Origin of the sequence: Pseudomonas sp. MPB23 (assembly GCF_046605395.1) — a bacterium.
GTDB lineage: Bacteria > Pseudomonadota > Gammaproteobacteria > Pseudomonadales > Pseudomonadaceae > Aquipseudomonas.
In genome coordinates this window covers 2,897,593-2,922,506 of the sequence record NZ_CP176771.1, presented here as the reverse complement: position 1 = coordinate 2,922,506, position 24,914 = coordinate 2,897,593, and the positions used below count along the sequence as shown (strand labels likewise).

Genomic DNA, 24,914 nt, shown 5'->3' with positions numbered 1-24,914 from the left:
TAGGCAGAATCAATAGCGGAACTGCCCGCCCTGGATCTGCGCCAATAGTTGCCCGGTCACCGGCACGTAGCAGTCCGAGCCCGGCAGCCAGGCGTAGACCGGGTCGTTGCCGGCCTTGTCCGGATCGAAGGCTTCCTGCTTGAGCTTCACTTTCTGGTATTTGAAGGTTCCGGTGGTTTCCATCTGCACCTTGATCCGCAGGAACAGCGGCACCGCGTAATGCGGCAACTGGCCGTGGGCGAATTGCAGCAGCTCGCGCATGTCGAGCGCGGCCAGGGATTCGCTCGGGGTGATGGCGACCATGCCCGCACGGCCATTGGTGTTGTCGATTTCGACGCCATAGGCCACCACTTCGGCGATCTGCGGATGTTGCAGCAGGACGTTCTCGACCTCGGTGGTGGAGACGTTTTCACCCTTCCAGCGATAGGTGTCCCCCAGGCGATCGACGAATTGCGCATGGCCGAAGCCAATGCTGCGCAACAAATCGCCGGTGTTGAAGTAGCGGTCGCCCTTTTCGAACACGTCGGTGAGGATCACCTTGCGGTTCTTTTCCGGGTCGGTGTAGCCGTCGAAGGGCGCTTTATCATCGATCCTGGCCAGCAATAGACCCTGCCCGCCCGTTTGCACCTTGCGCATAAAGCCATCGCGGCCGCGGATCGGCTCGCCGTTGTCGTGGTCGTAGTCCACCAGCGCCCAGTGCTGCAGGCAAAAGCCGATGGTGTTGTCGAAATTCAAGACGTTGGTGAAGCCGATATTGCCGTCGCTGGCGGCGTACAACTCGCAGACATGCTCCACGCCATAGCGGGCCTTGAACTGCGCCCATACGCCGGGGCGCAAACCATTGCCGACCATCTTGGTCACGCGGTTATCGTGGTCGCTCGCGCTGGGCGGCTGGTCGAGCAGGTAACGGCACAACTCGCCCACGTAACCGAGGGTGGTCGCGTTGAATGTGCGCACGTCGTCCCAGAACTGGCTGGCGCTGAACTTGCGGCGGATGGCGAACCCCGACGCCCCCACGATCGCCGAACCCCAGCACACGCACAGGCCGGTGGCGTGATAGAGCGGCAAGGTGCAATACAGGACGTCGTCCGGGCCCATGTCCAGGGCAATGCTGCCGAAACTCACTGCGGTTTTGGTCCAGCGCCCATGTTTCATGATGCCGGCCTTGGGCAAGCCGGTGGTGCCGGAGGTGTAGATATAGAAGCAGGGGTCGTTGAAGAAAATCTGCGCGGTGCTGGCGGGATTGTCCGTCGAGCACGCAGCACTGGCGGCGATCAGGTCGATATACCCCTCGGGCACCGCGCCGCTGTGCTGATCGGCGACAAACCAGCTGCGCTGCGCCTCGATCGACACCTGATCGCGTACCGCGTCATAGGCACTCACCAACTCCGCGCCGACCACGATCGCCACCGGGCTCACCAGGTTCAGGCTATGCACCAACGCACCGTGGGTTTGCGCGGTATTGAGCATCGCGCAAATGCCGCCCAGCTTGGCCACGGCCAGTACGCTCAAGAGCAATTCGGGACGGTTTTCGATAAACAGCGCCACCACATCGCCCTTGGCGATGCCCTGGGCCTGCAGGTGATGGGCAATGCGGTTGGCACGTTCGTTGGCCTGGCGGTAACTGAGCACGCAATCACCGAACAACAACGCCGCGCCGTCCGGATTACGCAAGGTGGCCTGCTCGAAGTGCCAGCCCAGGCCGCAGGGTTGGGCGGGATCGGTGACGTTGGCGGCGCGCATGCCGCGCACTACCCGTGGCAGGGCGCGAACAATCGAAGGCACCTTACGCAGCATCATGCGCCACGTGATCATGTCGTTTTGCGGGTGAGTCATGGAGGAACGTCCTTTTTCTTATTATTCGCAAGATCCGGAACTCGAGGTATTCCTGTAGGCGGAGTGCCCAATGCCTTGCAGGAAAGTACGTCAGCCCCTCTTCTGCTGTACACGCGGGATTTGAAAAGTTTTGTATCCCGAAGAAAAACGGAATTTAGCCACGCGGGAGCAGTCTTCATGAAGCGCCGCGCGGCACTTACACCCCCTGGAGCAGCGCAAAATGCAGGATGCATGATGGCCATTCATGCAAAATGCACGAAACCGGAAATTTGAGTTTTTTATAACCTACTGATTTATAACGAAATTATCAAAAACAAGTAGCTGGCACAATCACTGCACCTATCACTCCATGCTTGCCAACTTGAGCCAACGGAGCTGATAGACATGAGCCTGATCCAAGATAAATTCGCTTCAGTATTCTCCACCTACGACGTCACCACTCAACCCCGTCCAGACGGTGGCATCCTGTTGACCTTGCGTAACCGCGAAGGCAAACAGGTCAAGCGTTCGATTTCGTACCAGCAGTTGCACACGGCCGATCAACTGACCTGGGTGATCAGCGCCATTCGCCGTGACCTGGCCGAACAAGCCAGCGAGCTGCCGCAGATTTCCATGCTGCAAAGCCAGAATCGCTTTGCCCTGCCGACCTACCATTCGGCCTGAATACCCGGTAAGTCAAAGGGCCGCGACGCATTCTGCGTCGCGGCCCTTTTTCATGGATTCAGCAAAGGCCCTGGCGCGCGGCTTCATTCATGGCCTGGACACGGTTGTTGACCTGCAACTTGCCGTAGATATTGCGCAGGTGGAATTTCACCGTGGCTTCGGACGTGGCCCGAATCTGGCTGATCTCCCAGACCGTCTTGCCTTCCGAAGCCCAGCGCAGGATTTCCAGCTCCGTGGGGGTCAAAGGCTTGCCGCACAAGCTCAGTCGCCGCCTGACGGCGTTGGGCACGGAATGCGGTGACGACTCCTTGGGACCGGTCATGTGATTTTCTCCCTTTTATTGGCGGATGCCTTATCACCATTCGGATTCCTCCTATTGACAGGTGATATAAACATTGATGCCGGGGAGAGTTACATAACCCGTGGCGCTCAGGCGCAGGGCGCGGAATAAACAGCCGCGCCCTACAAAAGCTTGAGCTTATTCCCACAACAACTTCCAACGCGTGGGGGTTGAAGTTTCTAATCTTTCGCGATTAATCGTCCAACCCAGGGAACTGCCGGGCGATGGCGTCACCCGTCGATTCAGGCAGCCGGCCTGCCGTCGCACTGAAAAGCCGCAACGCCACAATGTGCGGGTTCTCGCCCATATCAAACCAGTGCGGCATGCCGGCCGGGATCACCAGCAGGTCATTTTTTTCACAGCGCACGGTATACACGTAGTCATCCACATGCAGACAGAACAAGCCCTGGCCTGCGATGAAAAAGTGCGCGTTGTCTGTGCCGTAGCGATGCTCATCGAGGAACTGCGCGCGCAGCTCGGCTTTCTGCGGCTGGTCGCCCGTGACACTGAGCACCTCCACGCCGCCGTAGCCAAGGGCGTCGATCTGCGCCTGGTACGCCGCGATCAGTTGCACGTCGCTGGCGCCCTTTTCGAGGGGACTGGACTGCCAACGCTCGAACCGCACACCGTGCTCGGCGAGGGTCGCGGCGATGTCATCGAAATGGGTCAGGACCTTGTTCGGGGTATCCGGTGAAGCGACAGGGTAGATGGCAACGTAACTCATTGGAGGATTCCTCTGTTCTGCTCTTGCAATCGAAAACCGATGATAACGGCGGCCGCCAGGGCCGCGACGCTGGCGATACTGAAGGTCAGGGTGGGGCCCAGCAGGTTCCAGGTGTAACCGGCATACAGGGCGCCAAAAGCGCCACCGGTACCCGCCAACGCGGCATACAGCGCCTGGCCCTGGCCTTGTTGTCTGTCGCCGAAACTGCGCTGCACAAAGGCGATGGCGGCCGCATGAAAGCTGCCGAAGGTGGCGGCGTGCATCAGTTGCGCCAGCAACAACACCCAAAAGAATTCGGCGAACGAGCCCAGCAGCAACCAGCGCACTGCCGCCAACAGGAAGCTGGCCAGCAGTACCCGGCGCACCGAAAAGCGTGTGAGGATACGGCTCATGCCCAGGAACATCAGCACTTCCGCCACCACCCCCAAGGCCCACAGCAGACCGATCACACCACGGCTGTAACCCAGGTGTTCCAGGTGCAGGGTCAGGAAGGTGTAATACGGGCCATGGCTCATTTGCATCAGCGCCACGCAAGCATAAAACGCCAGGACACCGGGGCTGCGCAATTGCTTGAGGAAACCGTCACCGGCCAGGCGATTGCCGTGGCTGGCGGGCTGCGCATTCGGCACCCACAGGCTGGCGCCGATGATCCCAACCATGATCACCACGACCGCCACCGGGTAAATATCCAGGCTCAGCCCGTCGAACAGGCGGCCCATGATCACCACCGTAAGGATGAACCCGATGGAGCCCCACAGGCGGATCTGGCTGTAACGCGAGGTCTGTTGCCGCAGGTGGGCCAGGGTGATCACTTCAAACTGCGGCAGCACCGCGTGCCAGAAGAACGCGTGCAACGCCATCACCAGGGCCAGCCAGGCATAGGTGTGGCTGACGAAGATCAGCGAAAAACTCGCCAGGGTGCACACCGCGCCCAAACGCACGATGGCCAGGCGCCGCCCGGTGTAGTCGCCCAGCCAGCCCCACAGGTTGGGGGCCACGCAGCGCATCAGCATGGGGATCGCCACCAGTTCGCCGATGCGCGCGCTGGAGAAGCCCAAATGATCGAAGTACAGCGCCAGGAACGGCGCCGTCGCCCCCAGCAGGGCGAAATAGAACAGGTAGAAGCTGGAGAGGCGCCAGTACGGGAGTGCTGTCACGGTCAGACCGTCACAGCTGGCCCAGCACCGGGGTACTCACGTGCACATCGGCGTTTTGCCCGCGGTTGCGCAGCAGGTGGTCCATCAACACGATGGCCATCATCGCTTCGGCGATCGGCGTGGCGCGGATGCCGACGCACGGGTCGTGGCGCCCCTTGGTGATCACGTCCACCGGGTTACCGTGCACGTCGATCGAACGGCCCGGCGTGGTGATGCTCGACGTGGCCTTCAGCGCCAGGTGCGCGACGATGGGTTGGCCGGAGGAAATACCGCCAAGGATGCCGCCCGCGTTGTTGCTGAGGAAGCCTTGCGGGGTCAGTTCATCGCGATGCTCGGTGCCGCGCTGGGATACGCAGGCGAAGCCGGCGCCGATTTCCACGCCTTTGACCGCGTTGATACTCATCAGCGCATGGGCCAGTTCGGCGTCCAGGCGGTCGAAGATCGGCTCGCCCAGGCCCGGCTTGACGCCTTCGGCAACCACGGTGATCTTGGCGCCGACGGAATCCTGGTCGCGGCGCAACTGGTCCATGTAGGCCTCCAGTTCCGGCACTTTGTCGGGATCCGGGCAGAAAAACGCGTTGTCCTGCACGCTGTCCCAGGTCTTGAACGGGATTTCGATCGGACCCAACTGGCTCATGTAGCCACGAATGACGATGCCCTGGGTCGCCAGGTATTTCTTGGCGATCGCCCCGGCTGCCACGCGCATGGCGGTTTCGCGGGCCGAACTGCGGCCACCGCCACGGTAGTCGCGCTCGCCGTATTTGTGGTGGTAGGTGTAGTCGGCGTGGGCCGGGCGGAACAGGTCCTTGATCGCCGAATAGTCCTTGGACTTCTGGTCGGTGTTGCGGATCAGCAGGCCGATGGCGCAACCGGTGGTGCGGCCTTCGAACACGCCGGAGAGAATCTCGACTTCGTCGGGCTCCTGGCGCTGGGTGGTGTGGCGGCTGGTGCCGGGCTTGCGGCGGTCGAGGTCACGCTGCAGGTCTTCCAAGGACAGCTCGAGGCCGGGCGGGCAGCCGTCGACAATGGCGACCAACGCCGGGCCATGGCTTTCGCCCGCGGTGGTGACAGTGAACAGCTTGCCGAAGGTATTGCCGGACATGCAGGGCGCTCCGTGAAATCAGTTGTAATCACTCAAGGGTGATAACCAAGCGCGCCAGTATACGCGGGCCAACCGACTAGTTCATCCTCGAAACCTTCCCGGTAGACATTGGTCCAACCGGCACCTCCCGGATGATGGCACGATAATGCTGCGAGTTTTACTGTTCACGCTCACCCTGTTTACCGCCGTGGCCCAGGCCGCCGCCCCCGTAGTGCTGCAACGCCCGATCAGCCTGGACACCGGCACCGGCCAGCTATTTGGCTCGCTATTGCTGCCGCAGTCCGACAAACCGGTGCCGGTGGTGCTGATCATTGCCGGCTCCGGCCCCACCGACCGCAACGGCAACAGTGCCGACGGCGCCCGCAACGACAGCCTCAAGCGCCTGGCCTGGGTATTGGCGCGGCACAACATCGCCAGCGTGCGCTACGACAAACGTGGCGTCGCCGCCAGCCTGGCCGCCACGCCCGACGAGCGCAACCTGACCCTCGACGCCTATGTGGCCGATGCGGTGGCCTGGGGCAAACAGCTCAAGGCCGACAAACGCATGGGCCCGTTGATTGTGCTCGGTCACAGCGAAGGCGCGCTGGTGGCCGCCCTCGCGGCGCCGCAACTGGAACCGGCAGGTGTGATCTCCTTATCCGGCAGCGCGCGCCCGGTCGACCAGGTGATCCGCCAGCAACTGGCCGATCATCTGCCCCCTGCCCTGTTGCTGCGCAGCAATGAAATCCTCGATCACCTCAAGGCCGGCCAGGTGGATGCCGATGTGCCGGGCCCGCTGCAGGGCATTTTCCGACCCAGCGTGCAGCCGTATCTGATCAGCCTGTTCCGGGCCGATCCGTCGGCAGCGTTCGCCAAGCTGAACATGCCGGCGCTGATCATCCAGGGCACCCACGATATCCAGGTCGGCGTCGGCGATGCCCGACAACTGAAAAACGCCAAGCCCGACGCACAATTGGCGGTGATCGAAGGCATGAACCACGTCATGCGCATCGTGCCCAAGGACGTGAAGCAACAATTGGCCTCCTACAATGACCCGCAATTGCCCCTCGCCGCCGAGCTGGGCAGCCGCGTGGTGGACTTTATCGACGGACTTCAACCCCGTTAAGCGACAATTTGCCTCCAGTCCTGTAGAAAGCGGCCGATAAGCCAGAGTCGACAGCAAAAAAGACTGTCGACTGGCTGGGCTTGGACAGGATCGCACCGCATGACAACCACTGAAGCAACACCGGAACCTAACGCCGAAACCCCGGCTGAAAAAACCGAGGCCATCGACGCGGCGGCGCTGCCATGGGCGGACGTTCAGGCCGAGCATTTCAAGATGCTACGCCTGGCGCCCCTGACCACCGACCGCGCCACGGGCGTGCGGCCGCTGCGGTTCATACAGTTCGGTTATGCCGAGCGCCATGACCACCGCCACAGCCTGTTGCGCATGGTTATCCAGTTGCCGGGCCAACGGGTGCGCCGCGAGCAGAACCACCTGGATATCTGGGTCGACCACGATACACACCGCGTGCATTTCGGCCCGGGCAACAGCCTGGAAATCGAACCGGCCAACCGGGGCATAGGCCGCTTCCTGGTGGCCCAGGGCGCCGCGTGGGCGAAAAAGAAATGGTCGCACTACCGCGTCGACGGCGTCGACCTGTCCAACAAGGACGCACTCAACGAGTCCACGCGCCTGCGCCGCGATCACTTTCTGCGTATCCACGGCTTCGATGTGGCCTACGCCGATGTGCAACACCTCAAGGGCAGCGTGCAACCGGGCAAGGTCAGCGATGTGCTGGACAACTGGAACACCGAGAAGGTGCAGTTCGTGGAAATTCTTGAGGCCGCGCAGATGCTGCAACAGGCCGAGCAGAACCTGACGGAGCAGGAAGTGAAACTGCGCCAGGAAGAGGAAAAGGTCACCAAGTTCAAGCGCGAGGACAGCGGCTTGCGCTTCACCATCACCTGCCTGGTGGCGTTTACCGTGTTTCAGGCGGGCTTGCTGATCTGGATTGCCACTCACCGCTAACCAACGGGAGTGCAATCAAACAGGTGGGAGGGGGCTTGCTCCCTCCCACCTGTTTGATTGTCTTCAGCTAGACCCTGGCTGCGAATACCGCCTGATGCGTGCGGCACTGCTCGGCCGTGAGCATAAACACCCCGTGCCCACCGCGCTGGAAATCCAGCCAGGCAAAGTCCACTTCCGGGTACAACGCCTCGACGTGCACCTGGCTGTTGCCCACTTCGACGATCAGCAAGCCCTTCTCGGTCAGGTGGTCGGCCGCTTCGGCGAGCATGCGGCGCACCAGGTTCAAGCCATCGTCGCCACACGCCAGGCCCAGTTCCGGTTCGTGCTGGTATTCGTCCGGCATGTCGGCGAAGTCTTCGGCATCCACGTACGGCGGGTTCGACACGATCAGGTCGAAGCGCTGGCCCGGCAGGCCATCGAAACCATCGCCCTGCACGGTGTACACACGCTCGTCGACACCATGCCGCTCGATGTTCTGGTTGGCCACTTCCAGGGCTTCGAAGGACAAATCGCCCAGCACCACTTCGGCGTCAGGGAACTCAAAGGCACACGCGATACCGATGCAACCGGAGCCGGTGCACAGGTCGAGGATGCGCGCCGGCGGCTGGTGCAACCAGGGTTCGAAGCGGTTTTCAATCAGCTCGCCGATGGGTGAGCGCGGGATCAGCACGCGCTCGTCGACGATGAACGACATGCCGCAGAACCAAGCCTCCTTGAGCAAGTAGGCAGTCGGCACGCGTTCATGGATGCGACGATGCAGCAGACGCTGCACATGGGAAATTTCCTCTTCTTCGAGGTTGCAGTCCAGGTAACTGTCGGCAATTTCCCACGGCAGATGCAGGGCGCCGAGCACCAGTTGCCGCGCTTCGTCCCAGGCATTGTCGGTGCCATGGCCAAAAAACAGGTCTTCCCCATGGAAACGGCTGACAGCCCAACGGATGTGGTCGCGCAAGGTGCGCAGGCGGGAAGTGATCACGGGGGCAGACTCCTGGAAAAAACGACTGGCGATTCTAACAGCCTTCGCCGACAGGGACGATGGACCAAAACCCATGGCCGTACGTCGGATTTCATCCAATTTGCCATCATTCGGCCAAACATGCCGCCTACTTGACAAGGCTGCACGCCAGCAACGGCGTAGCTTACGATGGAAGCGATTCACAGAAGCGCTCAGCCAGTGGACAATGGCGCAAAAGCCCCCCTCACAGGAGCCCCCAGAATGTCCGTTCCAAAGACGATGTTTCAACTCAGCGGTCGTGGTTACGCAGCAGCGAACCTCAGCCATGCGACTCTCGTGATCATCGACGCCCAGAAGGAATACCTCAGCGGCCCGCTCGCCCTCTCCGGCATGGAGGCAGCGGTCGCCAACATCAAGCAAGTGGTCGCCGCCGCACGCCGCGCCGGGCGCCCGATCGTGCATGTGCGCCACCTCGGCACCGTGGGCGGCCTGTTCGACCCCCAGGGCGAGCGCGGAGAGTTCATCCCAGGGCTTGAACCCGAAGGTGACGAAACCATCATCGGCAAGCTGCTGCCCAGCGCCTTCCACGGCACCGGCCTGGAAAAACACCTGCAGGACCTGGGCTCCCTGGACCTGATCGTCTGCGGTTTCATGAGCCACTCCAGCGTCAGCACCACCGTGCGCGCCGCCAAGAACCTGGGCTTTCGCTGCACCCTGGTGGAAGACGCCTGCGCCACCCGCGATCTGCCGTACAAAGGCCGCGTCCTGACGGCCGAACACGTGCAGCAGACCGAAATGGCCATCATGGCCGACAACTTCGCGACCCTCGCGTTGACCAAAGACCTGATCTGATCGTCCTTTCGATGAGCGGCGCGGCGTGTGTATAGCCCCGCTCATCCATAAAGTCCCTTCATTTGGCGCGTTTACCTCTGGTCCAGGAACAAGCCGTGCATCTTCCGGTCGAAGGGCCGATACCCTGGAGGAAAGGTCGGAATGAAGATATCCGATGGTTTTGACGCTCGTCGCTTGCGCCCCAAGGGCCCGAGCAATTGGCGTCTGCGTCTGGTGGCCGGTATTGCCGCGCTGCTGGCGATAATAGGTGTGCTGCTGGCGGTCGCCGGTGGCGCTGGCTTGTCGGGGCATTCCCCGGCGCTGGGCGAACTGAATACCAGCCCCGGCGGCTCGGCGATTCTGTTGGTGGGCGGCCTGTTGGTACTGTGGTTCGGCGTGTGGTTGTGGCGTCACAGCCGTCGGAAGATGCGCCAGCCATTGTCACTGAACATCGCTTCGCACCTGATGAAAAAGCACGACTGATGGCGCTTGGATAGCGTTTCCTGCGCCCTGGCCGCCGCGATTTAGGTAAACTGCCCGCCCTTCGCGGAGGCTGACATGCAAGACGACGATTTTTCCCTGTTCAAAAGCGAGCTGCGCGGCGTCAAGCCGATCAAGCACGACCGTGCCGACACCGGCAAACCCAAGACCGACCGGGCGCAGATCGCCAAGCTGCGCCAGGCCGCGACCGTGCGCACGGATGCCACCACGGTGGATGGCCTATCGGACCAGTTCGTGATCGACGTCGGCCCAGAAGACGAGCTGATGTGGGCCCGCGACGGTGTGCAGGAAAGCCAGATGCGCAAGCTCAAGGTCGGCCAGATCCCCTTCGAAGGCAGCCTCGACCTGCACGGCATGAGCGTGGAAAAAGCCCGGGAAACCCTGTGGGCGTTCCTCGCCGAAGCCACTAAATTTGAAATCCGCTGCGTGCGCGTCACCCACGGCAAGGCCGTGCGCCTGGACGGCAAGCGGCCGATGATCAAGAGCCACGTCAACACCTGGCTGCGCCAGCATGCGCAAGTGCTCGGCTTCACCTCCTGCCAGGCCCGTCACGGCGGCGCCGGTGCGGTGTATGTGATGCTCAAGCGCACCATGCTCGAAGGGCGCGACGAGTAACAAGTGCCCTCGTCAGGCTTGCAGCGATGTGTCGGCCACCGTAACCTTGCGCTTTGCGAAAATCCCACAGGTAGTTTCATGTCCCTGGAACAGAATTACACCGCGATCCTCGGCCAACTCGGCGAGGACGTTACCCGCGAGGGCCTGCTCGACACGCCCAAGCGTGCCGCCAAGGCGATGCAGTACCTTTGCCGCGGCTATGAACAGACACTGGAAGAAGTCACCAACGGTGCCTTGTTCAGCTCCGACAACAGCGAAATGGTGCTGGTCAAGGACATCGAGCTGTATTCGTTGTGCGAACACCACCTGCTGCCGTTTATCGGCAAGGCTCACGTCGCGTATATCCCCAGCGGCAAAGTGCTGGGGCTGTCGAAGGTCGCGCGGATTGTCGACATGTATGCGCGCCGCCTGCAGATCCAGGAAAACCTCAGCCGCCAGATCGCCGATGCCGTGATGCAGGTCACCGGTGCGCTGGGCGTGGCCGTGGTGATCGAGGCCAAGCACATGTGCATGATGATGCGCGGTGTGGAGAAACAGAATTCGTCGATGATCACTTCGGTGATGCTGGGTGAGTTCCGCGAAAACGCGGCGACCCGCAGCGAATTCCTCAGCCTGATCAAGTAACCGGACAGGTAGGAAAAAGCCGGCGTTCATCGCCGGTTTTTTTTCGCCGCCGTAAATCAAGTAAGATGCGGCCCTCTGTTCTGGGCAAGAGGTTTCAGCCATGTTCGTCAAAGCACTTCGAGTGGGTCTCGGCCACGTCATCATCGCGGGCGACTTCCTGACCCGCCCACGCAAAAAGCAGCGTCCCGCCGAACAACAGGCGCAGGTGAACGCAGCGGCCAAGGACCTGACCTTGTATCAGTTCCACGCCTGCCCGTTCTGCGTGAAGACCCGCCGCACCCTGCACCGCCTGAATGTGCCGGTGGCGTTGAAGGACGCGAAGAACAACGAACAGGACCGCAAGACCCTGCTGGAGCAAGGCGGCAAGATCAAGGTGCCGTGCCTGCGCATCGAAGAAAATGGCCAGACCACCTGGATGTACGACTCCAAAGTGATCATTGATTACCTGGACAAGCGCTTCGCCACCGCCTGACAAACGCCCTCGCTCCTACAGAGGGGGGATTTCCATGTCCAGTAATGCGGAGCCCAGGCATTTGCCATGGGCGTCCAGCGCCAGCGAACGGGTCACGCCGCCGCGCAAAATCCCCGGCAATACGAAGTTCAGCGCCTGAACGTTGGGCAATTCATAGCGCCGCACCGGCGCCGCACCCGGTTCCAGCAACCCGGCAAAGAACGCCGCGACGCGCGCGGCCGTGAGCTGTTCGCAGAGCCGCGGATAATCCTCGGCGCGATAGGCAATGATCGAGATATTCGAGGTGTCGCCCTTATCCCCGGTGCGGGAATGGGCCAGGCTATGCAACTTCATGCTTGGATCCTCGGGTTGACCGCATCACGGGGCAGCAGCAACGACGCCACCGCCACCACCTGCCGCACGCTCTTGCTGGCGCCGCCGCCACCGGACGGGCCGTTGGTGTAGAGGGTTTCTACTTCATTGCCGACCCGTACCGCATCGCTGCGGGCTTCACAGCGGGCCGCCACGCGCAGGCGCACTTCCCAGGGTTCAACGCTGCTGCGTGGGCCGTGGAGCGAGTCCATGCCGATCAACTCGGCGCGCACGTCGTGCATCTTCACCCCCATCAATTCAAGACGCTTGAGCACCACCTCACGTGCCAACTGCGCCCGTGCGACAGCGCCAGGACCGCCGTAGGACATCTGCCCTTCGCCGATCCAGCCGTCCAGGTAACCCACGCTGACCTTCAAGCGCTCGGGCCGCACACGGCCACCGGCACCCTGGGCGCGCACGCGATCGACGCCCTCGTCGACAAAGCCTACCTGGGAAAAATCGGCGGTCACGTCCGGCGTGAGGTAAGCCGCCGGATCGTGCACTTCGTAGATCAATTGCTCCGTGCAAGTGGCGCGACTGACCCGTCCTCCCGAACCAGCGACCTTGGTGATCACCGCTTCGCCATCGGCGTTGATCTCGGCCAAAGGGAAGCCCAGGCGCGCCAGGTCATCCACATCCTTGAAACCGGGGTCGGCAAAATAGCCGCCGCTGACCTGCCCGGCGCATTCGAGCAAATGCCCGACCAAAGTGCCGCGGCCCAGGCGCTGCCAGTCATCTGTTGCCCAGCCGAACTCAAACACCTGCGGCGCGAGGAACAGCGAAGGGTCGGCCACGCGCCCGGTGATCACCACATCGGCCTCGGCGCGCAGGGCCTCGAGAATGCCGTCCACGCCCAGGTAGGCATTCGCCGAGATCAGCCGCCCGCCCAGCGAGCCGAGGGTCTGGCCGTTATCCAGCACCTGCTCGGGGCGCAACACGTCCAGCACATCGTCGCCCACCACCGCGACGACCTTGACGGCCAGGCCCAGTTCGCCGGCGATGCGCCGCACTTCAGCGGCGGCCGCCAGCGGGTTGGCCGCGCCCATATTGGTGACCACCCGCAGACGCCGACGTCCCTCGGGGCGGCCGACAAACGGCAGCACGCGGCGCATCCGCTCGCTCAGCAGCGGGTCATAACCGCCGGCGGGATCGCTGATCCGCGCCTGCTGCGCCAGGGCGATGGTGCGTTCGGCCAGGCATTCGAAGACCAGGTAATCCAGATCACCCTGTTCGGCCAGTTCCACGGCAGGTTCGATACGGTCGCCGGAATAGCCGGCGCCGGAACCGATGCGCAAGGTTTTCATCTCAAAACACTCCCAGGAGCAATGCCGTCAGGGTCATCAACACCGACGCGGCAAACAGAAAAGGGATGGTGAAGCGCTGGTGATCGGCCAATTCGATCTTGCACAGGCCCACCAACAGGAAGGTCGCGGGGGTCAACGGGCTGACCGGAAAGCCGGTGGTGTGCACGCCCAGCAACGAGGCCTGGGCCACTTGCAGCGGGTCGACGCCCAGGGCCTTGCCGACTTCGGCGATCACCGGCATCACGCCGAAATAGTAGGAATCGGGGTCAAACAGCATGCTCAGCGGCATGGAAATAAAGCCCACCACCGCCGGGATCAACTTGCCGTGGCCGGCCGGAATCTGCGCCACCGCCACTTCGGCAATCGCCTTGAGCATGCCGGTGCCTTGCATGATGCCGGTGAACACGCCGGCGGCGAGCAGGATGCTGGCCATGGTCAGGGCGGTTTTCGCATGGGCGTCGATGCGTGCGCGCTGGGCGTCCACGTTCGGGTAGTTGATGCACAGCGCCGCCACGGTGCCGAGCATGAACATCACCACCGGATCGACCCAGCCAGCGATCATCACCACCATCACCAGCACGGTGAGGATCAGGTTGACCCAGAACAGCCGTGGGCGTCGCAGCTGGATGTCGTCGTCGCTGAGCACCCGTTGCGGCACGGCGTCGACCGTCGAGCCGGCCCCCAGGCCCAGGCGTTTTTCTTCACGATGGCCGAGCCACCAGGCACAGGCGAAGACGAAGATCAGGCCGACGATCTGCACCGGAATCAGCGGCTGGAACAGGTCCGCCACCGGCACATGCAACGCCGCCGACGAGCGCAACACCGGGCCGGTCCACGGCAGGAAGTTGACCCCGGCGGCCATCGCGCAGACACACGCGAGGATGCGTTTGTCGATGCCCAACCGTGTATACAGCGGCAGCATCGCCGGCACCGTCACCAGAAAGGTCACCGCGCCGGAACCGTCCAAATGCACCAGCAGGGCCAGGGTCGCGGTACCAACGACAATCCGCGTAGGACGCGTTCCCACCGTGCGCAGGATGCGATCAATGATGGGGTCCAGCATGCCGGCATCGGTCATGATCCCGAAAAACAGGATCGCGAACACAAACATGCCCACCACCGGGGCGACGTTCTTGATCCCGGTAATGATGAAAGCGCTGGTTTGCAGGCCGAATCCGCCGAGCAGCGCGGCGATGATCGGCAAGGCGATCAGGGCCACCAGCGGCGAGAGGCGTTTGCTCATGACGGCAGCGAGCAGGCACAGAATGGTAATGACGCCCAGGGTTGCGAGCATGGGTTACTCCAGAACGGCCTTGGTGGCCGGTTATTGTTTTCCCGGGAGTATTGGAAGCGCGTTACTCTTTGTAAATTTGAATATTCACCCGCTAGCGTTCGGAAAAACAAAATGAAGAATTCGATCCAGCATATCCAGGCCTTTCTCGCGGTCGCCCGCACGGGCAGTTTCACCAAGGCGGCCAACGAGCTGCACCTGTCGCCCTCGGCACTGACCGTGCAAGTCCAGCAATTGGAAGAGTGGCTCGGCATCGCCCTGCTCGACCGCAGCCCGCGCCATGTGAGCCTCACCGCGGCCGGCCAGGAAGCCCGTGGGCCGATGGAAAAACTGTTGCTGGACCTGGACAACATCGTCACCGGCTCCCGCGACCTGGCCGCCTTGCGCCGGGGCGTGGTCACTATCGCCGCCCTGCCCTCGGTGTGCGCCGGCGCCCTGCCCCCAGCGTTGCGCCGGTTTCGCGAGCGCTTCGCCGGGATCGAAGTGCGTTTGCAGGACCTGGTGGCCCATCGCATTCACGCCCAGGTGCGCGCAGGCGAGGTGGATTTCGGCATCGGCGTACGCGCGCGCCTCAGCCACGGGTTGGAGTTTGTGCCGGTGCTCAACGATCGGCTGTGCGCCTTCGTGCCGCTGGATCATCCCCTCGCCCGCCATCATCAGTTGACCCTGGCGCAACTGGCGGACCAGCCGATCATCCTCACCGGGCGCGACAGCAGCGTGCGCGAGCAGGTGGATGGGTTGTTCGATGAGACGCGACTGACGATGAACGCCGGCATGGAGGCCAACTACATGTCGACGGTGCTGGCGCTGGTGCGCCAGGGGCTGGGGATCAGTGTGCTGCCGGAGTCGGCGGCGGACAGCCTGGAGGGATTGCAGCGTATCCACATCGATCATCCCGGCGTGAACCGGGAGATCGGCTTGATCAGTCGCCGCGGGATGGGACTGAGCCCGGCGGCACAACGTTGTTTCGCTTGGCTGCGTGACGAATTATCTGACACACCATTGAGCTAACGGTGGGAGTCAGTCGAGCATGGCCACATGCTTGGGATGGCTGGCCACACGCTTCAACCAGGCTTGCACCGCTGGGTAAGGCGTCAAGTCAAAACCGCCCTCATGGGCCACGTGGGTATAGGCATACAACGCGATATCGGCAATCGAATACTGCTCGCCCACCAGGTACGGTGTGCTTTGCAACTGGCGCTCCATCACTCTCAACGCCTTGTAACCGCCCTTGTGGGAAGTGTTGTATTCGTCGAGGCGATCCTCCGGCATGCCTAAGTACAGCTGGATAAACCGCGCCACTGCAATGTACGGCTCGTGGCTGTACTGCTCGAAGAACTGCCACTGCAGCACTTGCGTACGCAGGCGCGGTTCGGTGGGCAGGAATTCGCTGCCATCGGCGAGGAAGTTGAGAATCGCGTTGGATTCCCACAGACACGTGCCGTCGTCCAGTTCCAGCACCGGGATCTTGCCGTTGGGGTTCTTGGCCAGGAACTCAGGGGTCTGGGTGCCGCCGTTGAGGATGTCCACATCCACCCACTGGTACGGGATGCCCAGCAGGTTGAGCATCAATTTGACCTTGTAGCAGTTGCCCGACTTGTAATCGCCATAAACCTTGTACATGGGGCTCCCCTTATACCGCTTGCGCGTGCTGTGCTTGACGGACCACTGCGGCCAGGCGCTTGAGACCTTCGTCCAGACGGGACGGGTCGATATGGCTGAAATTGAGCCGCAGTGACCCAAGGTGCTGGTCCGGCTCGGAGAAGAACGGTTCACCGGGCATGAACGCGACGTCCTGATCGAGCGCAGGAGCCAACAAGGTGCGGGTATCGAGCGGTTGTTTCAAGGTCAGCCAGAAGAATAATCCGCCTTGGGGCACCTGCCAGTCGGCCAGATCGCGGAAGTGACGCTCCAGCGCGGCCTGGAAAGCATCGCGGCGCTCGCGGTAAAAACTGCGCAGTTGCACCAGGTGTTGCTGGTATTGCTCGGTGCCGATCCACTGCATCGCCTGCCACTGGCCGACGCGGTTGGTGTGCAGGTCGGCCGACTGCTTGAGCTTGAGCAGGTGCGGGAACAGGTCCGGGCTGGCGATCAGGTACCCCACGCGCAGGCCCGGCAGCAGGGTCTTGGAAACCGTGCCGGTGTAAATCCAACTGGCCTTTTTCAGGCGCCCGACGATGGGCCTGGCACTGCCGCCATCGAAGGTCAGCTCGCGGTAGGGCTCGTCTTCGATCAGGGTCACGCCGAACTCGTCGAGCAAGGCCGCGACGGCTTCGCGCTTGGCTTCGCTGTAGCGCACGGCCGACGGGTTCTGGAACGTCGGGATCAGGTAGATGAACGCCGGGCGATGATGTTCGAGGTTGGCGCGCAGGCTGGCCAGGTCGGGGCCGTCGGCCTCCAGTGGCACGGTGAGGCAATCGGCGCCGAACAGCTGGAAGATCTGCAACGCGGCCAGGTAGGTCGGGCCTTCCAGCAGGATTTTTGTGCCTTTGTCGAGGTACAGCTTGGCCGCCAGGTCCAGGGTTTGCTGGGAACCGCTGACCACCAGCACCTGGCTGGCCTGGCACGGCACGCCCAGGGCGCGGGCCTCGGCGGCGAGCAGTTCACGCAACTGTGGCTCGCCTTCGCTCATGCCGTATTGGCCGATGTTCAGCGGCATGGCGTCCCAATTCAACACGGGCAACATGGCTTCGGCCGGCAGGCCACCGGCGAACGACATCACTTCCGGGCGCTGGGCCGCGGCGAGGATTTCACGGATCAGGGAGCTTTTGAGGCGGGTAACACGTTCAGAGAAGGCCATAAGGTCACCGGTAGCAAAGCCTGTGGAAAATACGTCAAACTAGTTGACCGAAATTACGACAGCTTGAGCGGATACGTCAATATGCTTGACCTTAAAAACCAGAGCAGCCAGCAACAAGCCATGGAAGCCTTTTTCTTCGGTTATCAGGCATTCACTGCCAAAGCCGACGAAATGCTCGAGCGCCGTGGCCTGAGCCGGGTGCACCAGCGCATCGTGTTTTTTATCGCGCGCTACCCGACCTTGAGCGTCAAGGAACTGCTGGAATTGCTCGGCGTGAGCAAACAGGCACTGAACATGCCGCTGCGTCAGTTGCAGGAAATGCACCTGGTCAACAGCGTGGCCTCCGAGACCGACAAGCGTAAACGCCTGCTGGAACTCAGCGAAGAAGGCCTGCGTTTCGAGCAGTCGTTGCGTCGCGAGCAGGTGAAGCTGTTGCAACGCGCGTTCAGTGAGGCGGGGGAAGACGCGGTGAACGGCTGGCTGGCCGTCAACCAGGCGCTGTGCGCAAAAATGTAGGAGCGAGCTCGCTCCTACAGTGGATTGCCCTTCGTCTATTTCGCATACGAAATAAAAAACATTATTTGCTTTCTTTGTATACAAAAGCATAATTCGCTTCGTGCGAGTTCCTGACCTGTCAGTCAACAAACCCGCCAGTACCTCACAGCGCCCGCGCGCTGGACATAACAATAAAATGCTTGAGGAGTACTCGCTGTGGAAAGCCGCAAATCCGAAGCCCCAACGCTGGATCTCTCACCACCGCACACTGGCTGGCTGGAACGCCTGTTCAAACTGCGCCTGCATGGCACCACAGTGAAGACCGAGCTGATCGCCGGCCTCACCACCTTCATCACCATGGCCTACATCATTTTCGTCAACCCCAACATCATGGCCGACGCCGGTATCGACCATGGCGCGGCGTTCGTCGCCACCTGTATCGCCGCCGCCCTGGGTTGCCTGTTGATGGGGCTGTACGCCAACTGGCCGGTGGGCCTGGCGCCGGGCATGGGCCTGAATGCGTTTTTCACCTACACCGTGGTCGGCACCATGGGCTACCACTGGGAAACCGCGCTGGGTGCGGTGTTTATCTCCGGGGTCCTGTTCATGGGGCTGACGCTCTCGCGCGTACGTGAATGGCTGCTCAACAGCATTCCGGTGAGCCTGCGCCATGCCATGGGCGCCGGCGTAGGGTTGTTTCTCGGGGTGATCGGCCTGAAAACCGCCGGCATTATCGTCGACAGCCCGGCCACGCTGATCAAGCTCGGTTCGCTGCATGAACCGGCACCGCTGCTGGCGGCCGTGTGTTTCCTGCTGATCGCGATTCTCAGCTACCACCGGGTGTTCGGCGCGATCCTCATCAGCATCATCGCCGTGACCCTGGCCGGTTGGGGCCTGGGCCTGGTGCACTACGACGGCATCCTCTCCACCCCGCCGAGCCTAGCGCCGACCTGGATGGCCATGGACGTGAAGGGTGTATTCAATGTGAGCATGATCAGCGTGGTATTCGCCTTCCTGTTTGTGCACATGTTCGACACTGCGGGTACCTTGATGGGCGTTGCGCAACGCGCCGGGCTGGTGAATGCCGACGGCAAGATCGACAACCTGTCCCGCGCCCTCAAGGCCGACAGTGCCTCCAGCGTGTTCGGCGCCATGGTCGGCGTACCGCCGGTGACCAGCTACGTGGAAAGTGCCGCCGGGGTCGCCGCCGGTGGCCGCACCGGGCTGACGGCCGTGACCGTGGGCGTGCTGTTTGTGGCGGCGATGTTTTTTGCACCGCTGGCGGGCATGATCCCCGCCTACGCCACCGCCGGCGCGCTGATTTACGTGGCGATGCTGATGATGGCAAGCATGGCCCACATCCATTGGGATGAAGCCACCGACAGCATTCCAGCGATTGTCACGGCGATCATGATGCCCCTGACCTTCTCGGTCGCCGACGGTATTGCCCTGGGTTTTATCACCTATGTGGCGCTGAAGGCCGGCACGGGCAAGTACCGCGAGATATCCGTCAGCCTGTGGGTGCTGTGCGCAATCTTTATCGCCAAGTTCATCTTTCTATAAAGCTGCGCAGCGGCACGGGCGAGGGCGAGTTCAATCGCGTCAGTGCGGCCCTGTTCGGTGGTGCCGGGGTTATCGCGCTGGTAAACGCTCGTTCGGGCTCACTTTGACAAAATAAACGGTGGGCGGTCGATTGCCATGACGAGGCCATTGAATGCCGGCGATGATCCGAACCAGTCGCCCATCGCCCATCGCCGCGCTGACCGTCGTCGACAGGGATGAAGCATGGTGCTGCCTGATGGCAGCTTTGAGCCATGGCTGCGTGAGCTTCGTCCCCACGGCAAGGGTGCCTCGATCCAGCCACTGAAAGGTGATGTAGTACAACGCGCTGGATTGGGGATGGCTGGCCACCCATTCATGGCTGAGTACCGGGCCGCGCCGGACTAGCCACGTCTGCAGGCTGAAGCCCTGCTGTTCCAATACCGCCCCGGTTGCCGCGCGCTGCGCGGTGTGCATCTGTGCCGAAAGCGGCGGGCCGCCGAACTTGAGCCTCGCGTCCAGCGCGATGGACGGGTTGAAGTCGACACGCGTGAAGCCCGGAGCCTTGCCTTCAAATCCAATGTACATATAAGCGCCGCGCCGTTCGGTGGGCCGCAGCATCATCAGCAAATCATCGGTCTGGCCCAGCCTGACGGGGTTTGGGGTCAACCATTTATCCAGCGTCGCACGCACATTGAGCAGATGGCTGGCGGTTACCGAGCGGGAAGAGTCTGCCAACTCGATCAACCTTGCGACGGCAAATTCCTGGCTGCTGTGGGTCAAGGTCGGGAAAGCCGTGCCGACCAGCGGCTCCAATGGTCCATCGAACAGGGGCGCGTGCAGTTGCCAATCGCCCGTTGCAGTGCGCGAAACCGGAATCGGTTGTTGATCGTGCGCGGTGCTGCTCCAGCGCTTGATATCCACGCGAGCGAATGACACCAGCGGTTCGTTCGGGGCGATAAACGCAATATTGCCCACCGGCGCATGATCGCCCTGGTGCAGCAGCCGGTAATAGCCGATCCCCGATTGCGTCGCCGTGTCATAGCGGGGGCCCACGTAGATGACATCGTAGGGGAACCCCGGCGGTTCCTGATGCACATGAAACACCCCGGCAACCGAGGATCCCAGCGGCTGGTTGTGGTTGCCCTGAATGCGCCAGTCGAACCAGTGACGGGTCGGCACGGTTGACTGGCGAATCCGCTCTTCGGTCAGAGTCCGCGCCGCCGGTGGTTGCCAGTCCACCCGCGTGGCCGGCGCACGCCAGGGGTTGAGCACTCCCGAGCTCGGCCCGGGTGCAGGCGCATCCGCACCCAGCAGCCAATCCTTGGGTTCATGCAGCGTCAGGATCAATTCATCCTGCCCTGGCGCCTCCTTGTTCTTCAGGCGAAAAAAACCTTCGTCGCCGCGCCGGTAGACCGGGTAGTGATGTGTATCGTCGATGACGAAGTGCTCGCCGCGCTTCACATAGACGCCTCTTTCCCCCGCGCCCTTCAACGCGATGGCGTCCTCAGGCACTCCCAGGACCTTGAACCGCTCCAGGGGTTTAAACCGAGTGAGCATCGAAGGTGGCCTGGGCGGCGCGGCGATAGGGCCAAACCTGGAAAGGGTGGAGCGATGCAACCGATGCAGGCCGGCGCTTATCGAACGTATCCCTGGGCGCGCCAGACTTCCCGGTTTCAACTTGGGACCGGGCACAAAGCTCAGCAAAAGGTCCACCGCCAGGAACACCGCGCCAAACATCACGGCCACCGCATCGCGAGGATCGCCCTCACGGTGATAACGCCGCGATATCAGCAGTAACTCATACAACTGATTACCCAGGCCAAAAAACGGCACGACCATCGACAGCAATGCTCGCCGGCGGGTATCGCTGAGTTCCTCCAGCCGCTGTTCCCGATACGTCTCCAGGGTCCTGCGGGAGTTGCTGCTGGCCTGCGCTCGACGCTGCAGGTCGAGTACCCGCGCCTGATACAACAATGCACCGGCATCACCGTGTGAGGTCGGTACCAGCGCCAGCCAGTTCAGCGGATCACTGGCAATTTGCTCAAGGGTCTGTTGTTCAATTTCCTCGGCCAGCGCCGTGGGCACCAGATGCCGGACCTTGAATGAACGCACGAACCCGGCGACGCGCCAGAGCCCTTGCAGCATCGTAACCCCCGGCAGGAAATTCAACGGATTGAGTAACGACGACCTCTTGAGCATTTCGCCAGGGTGATGATTGATGGCTTCGAACGCCCAGCCGGGCGCGACGTGACGGGCCAGCGCCGTGACGTGATCGGGCCGGGCACCGATTTGATTGAGATGCTCGCGAGCCTGCTGCAGGCTGGTGTGTTCGCTGATGCTCCTGGCATCCGGCGCGGCGGGCCAATAGACCACGCAGCCTTGGGAAACCCGGTCTTGAATCACCAGGACCCCGGCGATGTAGCGATCATGCTGCAGGGTGTGACCGACCAGATGCACCACGTGGAGTTGCAATTGGTGGCCGTTCTCGTGCAAGCCCTCGGGTGAATGCGCCGCCATGGCCGTCTTGAAGATGCTCTGCGCATTGGCCGTGAGGCCCTGTCGGATCGCCGAGTAGAGATTCGCGTCGATACCTGCCTGCACCGCACGCCTTAACAACTGCGGGAGCCCCCGCTCCGGCCTCTCAGGCGGGTAGAACTCACGGCGGATCAACGCCTCGTACTGCCCGCCGATATCCAGCGAGGACACCAGGTTGATCAAGTAGCCTGGGCTCAGGCGCTGCTTCCACACCGGTTGCAGGTAGGTAGCGTACTTGAAGCGCCAATAGGTGGGCCGCATCTGCGGGTCCAGGTTATGCAGCGCCAGTTGCAGCAGGCTGAACTGCGTACGCCCCTGGCTGGGGGTGAGCACCTCCTTGCGATCGCCCACCGTACAGGCGCTTTCCCACCCACAGAACCGGCCGTCGACCTGGTCGGGCATGTCGATGAAAGGGGTGTCGATGTTCAATTGTGGGTACAGACCATCCTCGCGTAGACGGGCGATCAGGTGTGTGCGGGCAAACTCGTGCACATCGGGCAGGCGCTGCCTGAGGCGCTCTTCAAATGCGAAGACCCCACCCAGGTAGCGACCCTGCACGCGCTTGAAACGGTTGACTTGGGCTGGCGTCGCTTGGGTCAGCCACGGCGGCAGTTTTTTTTTCGCTTCGGCGGCTTTTCGCACCAGATCGAAATGGCGGCGCGCATGAGTCAGGGCATCGTGGCCCGGCGCCTCCAACTGCTCGCGTAACTCAGTCGCCAGCAGCAGACGACTCAATTGCCCATCGTCGACCTCGTCGAAAATGTTGGCGCTGCGCTGCAGCAGAACATAGCCCTTGAGCAGCCGTTTTAGCGCGATCAGCACCGGGTTGCCTTCGATGGTCTGGTAGCGCACCGTCAGGGCCCGGGCGGCGACCTGCTCGCCCACGGTGAGACGTTGTTGCCGCTCGACATAGCGCCATATCAACGATTCATCACGGCTGCCGAGGCTGGCTCGCACGCTGCGGGATAACGCCGCCAGGCTGGGGAATGCCGCCACGCCACCCTGGCGCCCGAATGCGCACAGCACCACCGGCACCCGCCGTTCGGGATCACCCAGCGCCGCTGTCCGGGTCACCGCAAACACGCTGTGCAGGGCCTGGAAAGTCTCGGGCTCGCGGCCCACCAACACCGACAGCGCACACGTATCACTGCCCTCGCGTTTACTGGCCAGCGGTTGCTCCAGCACTTCGAGCAACAGATCCCGATGATCACTACGGATCAACTTGAGCCGGTGCTGCATCTGAACGTCACAGCGCAGCCAGTCTTTCAAGGCGTGGATGAACGACGTGGCGCGCTTGAGTTCTCCGGCGGGTCGCGCGCGCCAGAACGTCGCCTCGAACAGTTGCAAGGGCGCATCCTGTAACAGCGTACTCAGGGTGTCGGCGTGGACCTTGAGCTGGCCTTCAAGCGCGACGAAGTCTTGCAAGCCGGGCGTGTCTTTGCCGGGGTCCTGTGGGTCGAGCAGCGCCATCAAGCCTTTTTCATAGCGCTTGACCTGTTGCAACACCGTGTTCATCGCCAGCCCTGACGCGGTGCTGGCGAAAATGATTTCCGCGCGCCGCCGCTGCTGGTCCCAGTCCTGCAGCTCACGGCGTAGAAGCCCCAGCCGCGCCTTGCCGATCCAGTGTTTCCTGGCGCGTTCGATGTAGGCGAGAAAGCGTGCGGGGTTCGTGACCGTGGGTTGGGACTTGGCGGAAAACACCTGTGCGAGATTGATCGATACGGCACAGGCCAATTCGTTTTCCCATTGCGCGTCCAACACCGCCTTGGCGCTGAACGCCAACGCATCGTCCGTCATCACGGCCCCGTAGCCCGCGACAGGGGTGGCGACCGGCTCGCACACCTCGTGCCGGCGCCGCAGCGGCAGGCACTGCCACAGGTCGTCGAACAGGGCTCCATTGATCAGGGCCACCAGACCACACTGCAATTGGGCAAAGGACGGGTATTCGTAGAAGTTGCGATGCGCCCCCGGCAGATACATCACGTGGGGCATCCCCACCGGGTCGCTCTCGCGATAGATATGCAGGGCACCGGGGATCGGCATCAGCCGCGGTCCGATGCCCGGCCACATCACCTCGCCGACCTGCACACTGGCCCACCGCTCACCCGCGCGCTGGCGGGCCTCGGCCGTCGGTGCGTCCACCAGCGCCTGCACCATGACCTGCCCCGCACTCGACAACTCGTCCAATTGCCGCGCCACAAAAGCCTGGTGAGCGAACGATTGCTTGTGCAAATGCACCCAGCGCTCCTCGCGTGTGAGCCAGGAACCTGCAACCAATGCCTGCCAATAACCGCTGTGCGCCTGGGTAAGCCGATTCAACAGGTTGAGGGCGATGACCCGCTGCAACACTTCCAACGGCGTAAACGGCACGCGGCGGGTCGAATCGCCCTTCAGGCTCAGGACGGTGAACTGATTGAGGTTGATCGACACCGAGGGCAAGGCCATCAGGCGCAGCGCGCGGTCGGTCAAGCTGTCGACTTTCTGCGCGGCAGCCGGCGGCTTGGGTTCGGTAAAGAGCAGGGTGTCCGGGTCCAGGTCAAACGCCCTGCGCAGCTCGGCGCGAATCACCCGCAGCACCCTGGGCGCACGGAGGATCAAGCGGCTCAACTCACTGGCCGATTCGGCACATTGCAAGTCGGCGACGGCGAGCCGATTGATCAGGCGGCTGGGATGGGGGCTGCTGTTGATCCGCAACGTCAGTTGGGCACGCAGGGCCTGTAATGCATCGTCGTCAGATACATCGGGGTCGGTGGATGAGGTCACGG

Annotated in this window: 23 protein-coding genes; 11 read left to right on the top strand and 12 right to left on the bottom strand. The window is 62.3% G+C overall.

Features of this window, described 5'->3' with window-relative positions; genetic code table 11:
* Positions 1–9 precede the first annotated feature (9 nt).
* Positions 10–1,836 carry a long-chain-acyl-CoA synthetase gene (locus tag ACLH0J_RS13510; protein WP_411392356.1) on the bottom strand — a complete coding sequence of 609 codons (1,827 nt, stop codon included), beginning with the start codon at positions 1,834–1,836 and terminating at the stop codon, positions 10–12.
* A 384-nt stretch (positions 1,837–2,220) separates the two neighbouring features.
* Between ACLH0J_RS13510 and ACLH0J_RS13505 the strand changes: the two genes are divergently transcribed.
* A complete protein-coding gene (locus ACLH0J_RS13505) occupies positions 2,221–2,499 on the top strand; it encodes a DUF3509 domain-containing protein (RefSeq protein WP_411392355.1) in 279 nt (92 codons plus the stop codon).
* Positions 2,500–2,557: 58 nt separating this feature from the next.
* Here the strand turns inward: ACLH0J_RS13505 and ACLH0J_RS13500 are convergent, their stop codons facing one another.
* From ACLH0J_RS13500 to aroC, 4 genes are all read right to left on the bottom strand, one after another.
* Complete coding sequence (locus tag ACLH0J_RS13500) at positions 2,558–2,821, bottom strand: response regulator transcription factor (RefSeq protein ID WP_411392354.1); 264 nt, start codon at positions 2,819–2,821, stop codon at positions 2,558–2,560.
* A gap of 211 nt (positions 2,822–3,032) precedes the next feature.
* A complete protein-coding gene (locus tag ACLH0J_RS13495; protein ID WP_411392353.1) occupies positions 3,033–3,563 on the bottom strand; it encodes a 1,2-dihydroxy-3-keto-5-methylthiopentene dioxygenase in 531 nt (176 codons plus the stop codon).
* The gene (locus tag ACLH0J_RS13490; RefSeq protein WP_411392352.1) at positions 3,560–4,720 is read right to left on the bottom strand and encodes an MFS transporter; all 1,161 of its coding nucleotides are present in this window, start codon (positions 4,718–4,720) and stop codon (positions 3,560–3,562) included. Before ACLH0J_RS13490 ends, ACLH0J_RS13495 begins: the two co-directional genes overlap by 4 nt.
* 10 nt (positions 4,721–4,730) lie before the next feature.
* Entirely contained in the window at positions 4,731–5,822 is a 1,092-nt protein-coding gene (aroC, locus tag ACLH0J_RS13485) for a chorismate synthase (RefSeq protein ID WP_010567440.1), read from the bottom strand.
* A 142-nt stretch (positions 5,823–5,964) separates the two neighbouring features.
* Between aroC and ACLH0J_RS13480 the strand changes: the two genes are divergently transcribed.
* Together ACLH0J_RS13480 and ACLH0J_RS13475 are read left to right on the top strand one after the other, a co-directional pair.
* Positions 5,965–6,927, top strand: coding sequence for an alpha/beta hydrolase (locus ACLH0J_RS13480; protein ID WP_411392820.1), 963 nt, complete (start codon positions 5,965–5,967; stop codon positions 6,925–6,927).
* 99 nt (positions 6,928–7,026) lie between these two features.
* The gene (locus ACLH0J_RS13475; RefSeq protein WP_411392351.1) at positions 7,027–7,833 is read left to right on the top strand and encodes a hypothetical protein; all 807 of its coding nucleotides are present in this window, start codon (positions 7,027–7,029) and stop codon (positions 7,831–7,833) included.
* Positions 7,834–7,900: 67 nt separating this feature from the next.
* Here ACLH0J_RS13475 and prmB read toward each other — a convergent pair whose 3' ends face one another.
* Positions 7,901–8,809, bottom strand: a complete 909-nt coding sequence (prmB, locus tag ACLH0J_RS13470) for a 50S ribosomal protein L3 N(5)-glutamine methyltransferase (protein ID WP_411392350.1) — start codon at positions 8,807–8,809, stop codon at positions 7,901–7,903.
* Between the two features lie 240 nt (positions 8,810–9,049).
* On the opposite strand from prmB, the gene ACLH0J_RS13465 reads away from it, so the two are divergent.
* The 5 genes from ACLH0J_RS13465 (at position 9,050) to ACLH0J_RS13445 (ending at position 11,831) form a co-directional block, all read left to right on the top strand.
* Complete coding sequence (locus tag ACLH0J_RS13465) at positions 9,050–9,640, top strand: cysteine hydrolase family protein (RefSeq protein ID WP_411392349.1); 591 nt, start codon at positions 9,050–9,052, stop codon at positions 9,638–9,640.
* A gap of 141 nt (positions 9,641–9,781) precedes the next feature.
* Positions 9,782–10,102 carry a hypothetical protein gene (locus ACLH0J_RS13460; RefSeq protein WP_411392348.1) on the top strand — a complete coding sequence of 107 codons (321 nt, stop codon included), beginning with the start codon at positions 9,782–9,784 and terminating at the stop codon, positions 10,100–10,102.
* A 75-nt stretch (positions 10,103–10,177) separates the two neighbouring features.
* Entirely contained in the window at positions 10,178–10,735 is a 558-nt protein-coding gene (locus ACLH0J_RS13455) for a Smr/MutS family protein (protein WP_010567434.1), read from the top strand.
* A 78-nt stretch (positions 10,736–10,813) separates the two neighbouring features.
* The gene (gene folE / locus ACLH0J_RS13450; RefSeq protein WP_017845839.1) at positions 10,814–11,359 is read left to right on the top strand and encodes a GTP cyclohydrolase I FolE; all 546 of its coding nucleotides are present in this window, start codon (positions 10,814–10,816) and stop codon (positions 11,357–11,359) included.
* A 100-nt stretch (positions 11,360–11,459) separates the two neighbouring features.
* Entirely contained in the window at positions 11,460–11,831 is a 372-nt protein-coding gene (locus ACLH0J_RS13445) for a glutathione S-transferase N-terminal domain-containing protein (RefSeq protein ID WP_411392347.1), read from the top strand.
* A gap of 15 nt (positions 11,832–11,846) precedes the next feature.
* Here ACLH0J_RS13445 and ACLH0J_RS13440 read toward each other — a convergent pair whose 3' ends face one another.
* From ACLH0J_RS13440 to ACLH0J_RS13430, 3 genes are read right to left on the bottom strand one after another with little or no spacing between them, the layout of a single operon-like run.
* On the bottom strand, positions 11,847–12,164 hold the full coding sequence (locus ACLH0J_RS13440) for a hypothetical protein (RefSeq protein WP_411392346.1): 318 nt from the start codon (positions 12,162–12,164) through the stop codon (positions 11,847–11,849).
* On the bottom strand, positions 12,161–13,486 hold the full coding sequence (locus ACLH0J_RS13435; protein ID WP_411392345.1) for an acyclic terpene utilization AtuA family protein: 1,326 nt from the start codon (positions 13,484–13,486) through the stop codon (positions 12,161–12,163). Before ACLH0J_RS13435 ends, ACLH0J_RS13440 begins: the two co-directional genes overlap by 4 nt.
* Position 13,487: 1 nt before the next feature.
* Complete coding sequence (locus ACLH0J_RS13430; RefSeq protein WP_411392344.1) at positions 13,488–14,780, bottom strand: CitMHS family transporter; 1,293 nt, start codon at positions 14,778–14,780, stop codon at positions 13,488–13,490.
* A gap of 111 nt (positions 14,781–14,891) precedes the next feature.
* Between ACLH0J_RS13430 and ACLH0J_RS13425 the strand changes: the two genes are divergently transcribed.
* A complete protein-coding gene (locus ACLH0J_RS13425; RefSeq protein WP_411392343.1) occupies positions 14,892–15,788 on the top strand; it encodes a LysR family transcriptional regulator in 897 nt (298 codons plus the stop codon).
* A gap of 9 nt (positions 15,789–15,797) precedes the next feature.
* Here ACLH0J_RS13425 and ACLH0J_RS13420 read toward each other — a convergent pair whose 3' ends face one another.
* Complete coding sequence (locus ACLH0J_RS13420; protein ID WP_411392342.1) at positions 15,798–16,400, bottom strand: glutathione S-transferase family protein; 603 nt, start codon at positions 16,398–16,400, stop codon at positions 15,798–15,800.
* 10 nt (positions 16,401–16,410) lie between these two features.
* The gene (locus ACLH0J_RS13415) at positions 16,411–17,577 is read right to left on the bottom strand and encodes a PLP-dependent aminotransferase family protein (RefSeq protein WP_411392341.1); all 1,167 of its coding nucleotides are present in this window, start codon (positions 17,575–17,577) and stop codon (positions 16,411–16,413) included.
* 81 nt (positions 17,578–17,658) lie between these two features.
* Here ACLH0J_RS13415 and ACLH0J_RS13410 point away from each other — a divergent pair, with 81 nt between their 5' ends.
* Positions 17,659–18,093 carry a MarR family winged helix-turn-helix transcriptional regulator gene (locus ACLH0J_RS13410; RefSeq protein WP_411392340.1) on the top strand — a complete coding sequence of 145 codons (435 nt, stop codon included), beginning with the start codon at positions 17,659–17,661 and terminating at the stop codon, positions 18,091–18,093.
* Positions 18,094–18,288: 195 nt separating this feature from the next.
* Positions 18,289–19,635 (top strand): NCS2 family permease, encoded by a 1,347-nt coding sequence (locus tag ACLH0J_RS13405; protein WP_411392339.1) that lies wholly within the window; start codon positions 18,289–18,291, stop codon positions 19,633–19,635.
* A 69-nt stretch (positions 19,636–19,704) separates the two neighbouring features.
* Here ACLH0J_RS13405 and ACLH0J_RS13400 read toward each other — a convergent pair whose 3' ends face one another.
* The gene (locus ACLH0J_RS13400) at positions 19,705–24,912 is read right to left on the bottom strand and encodes a dermonecrotic toxin domain-containing protein (RefSeq protein ID WP_411392338.1); all 5,208 of its coding nucleotides are present in this window, start codon (positions 24,910–24,912) and stop codon (positions 19,705–19,707) included.
* Positions 24,913–24,914 lie beyond the last annotated feature (2 nt).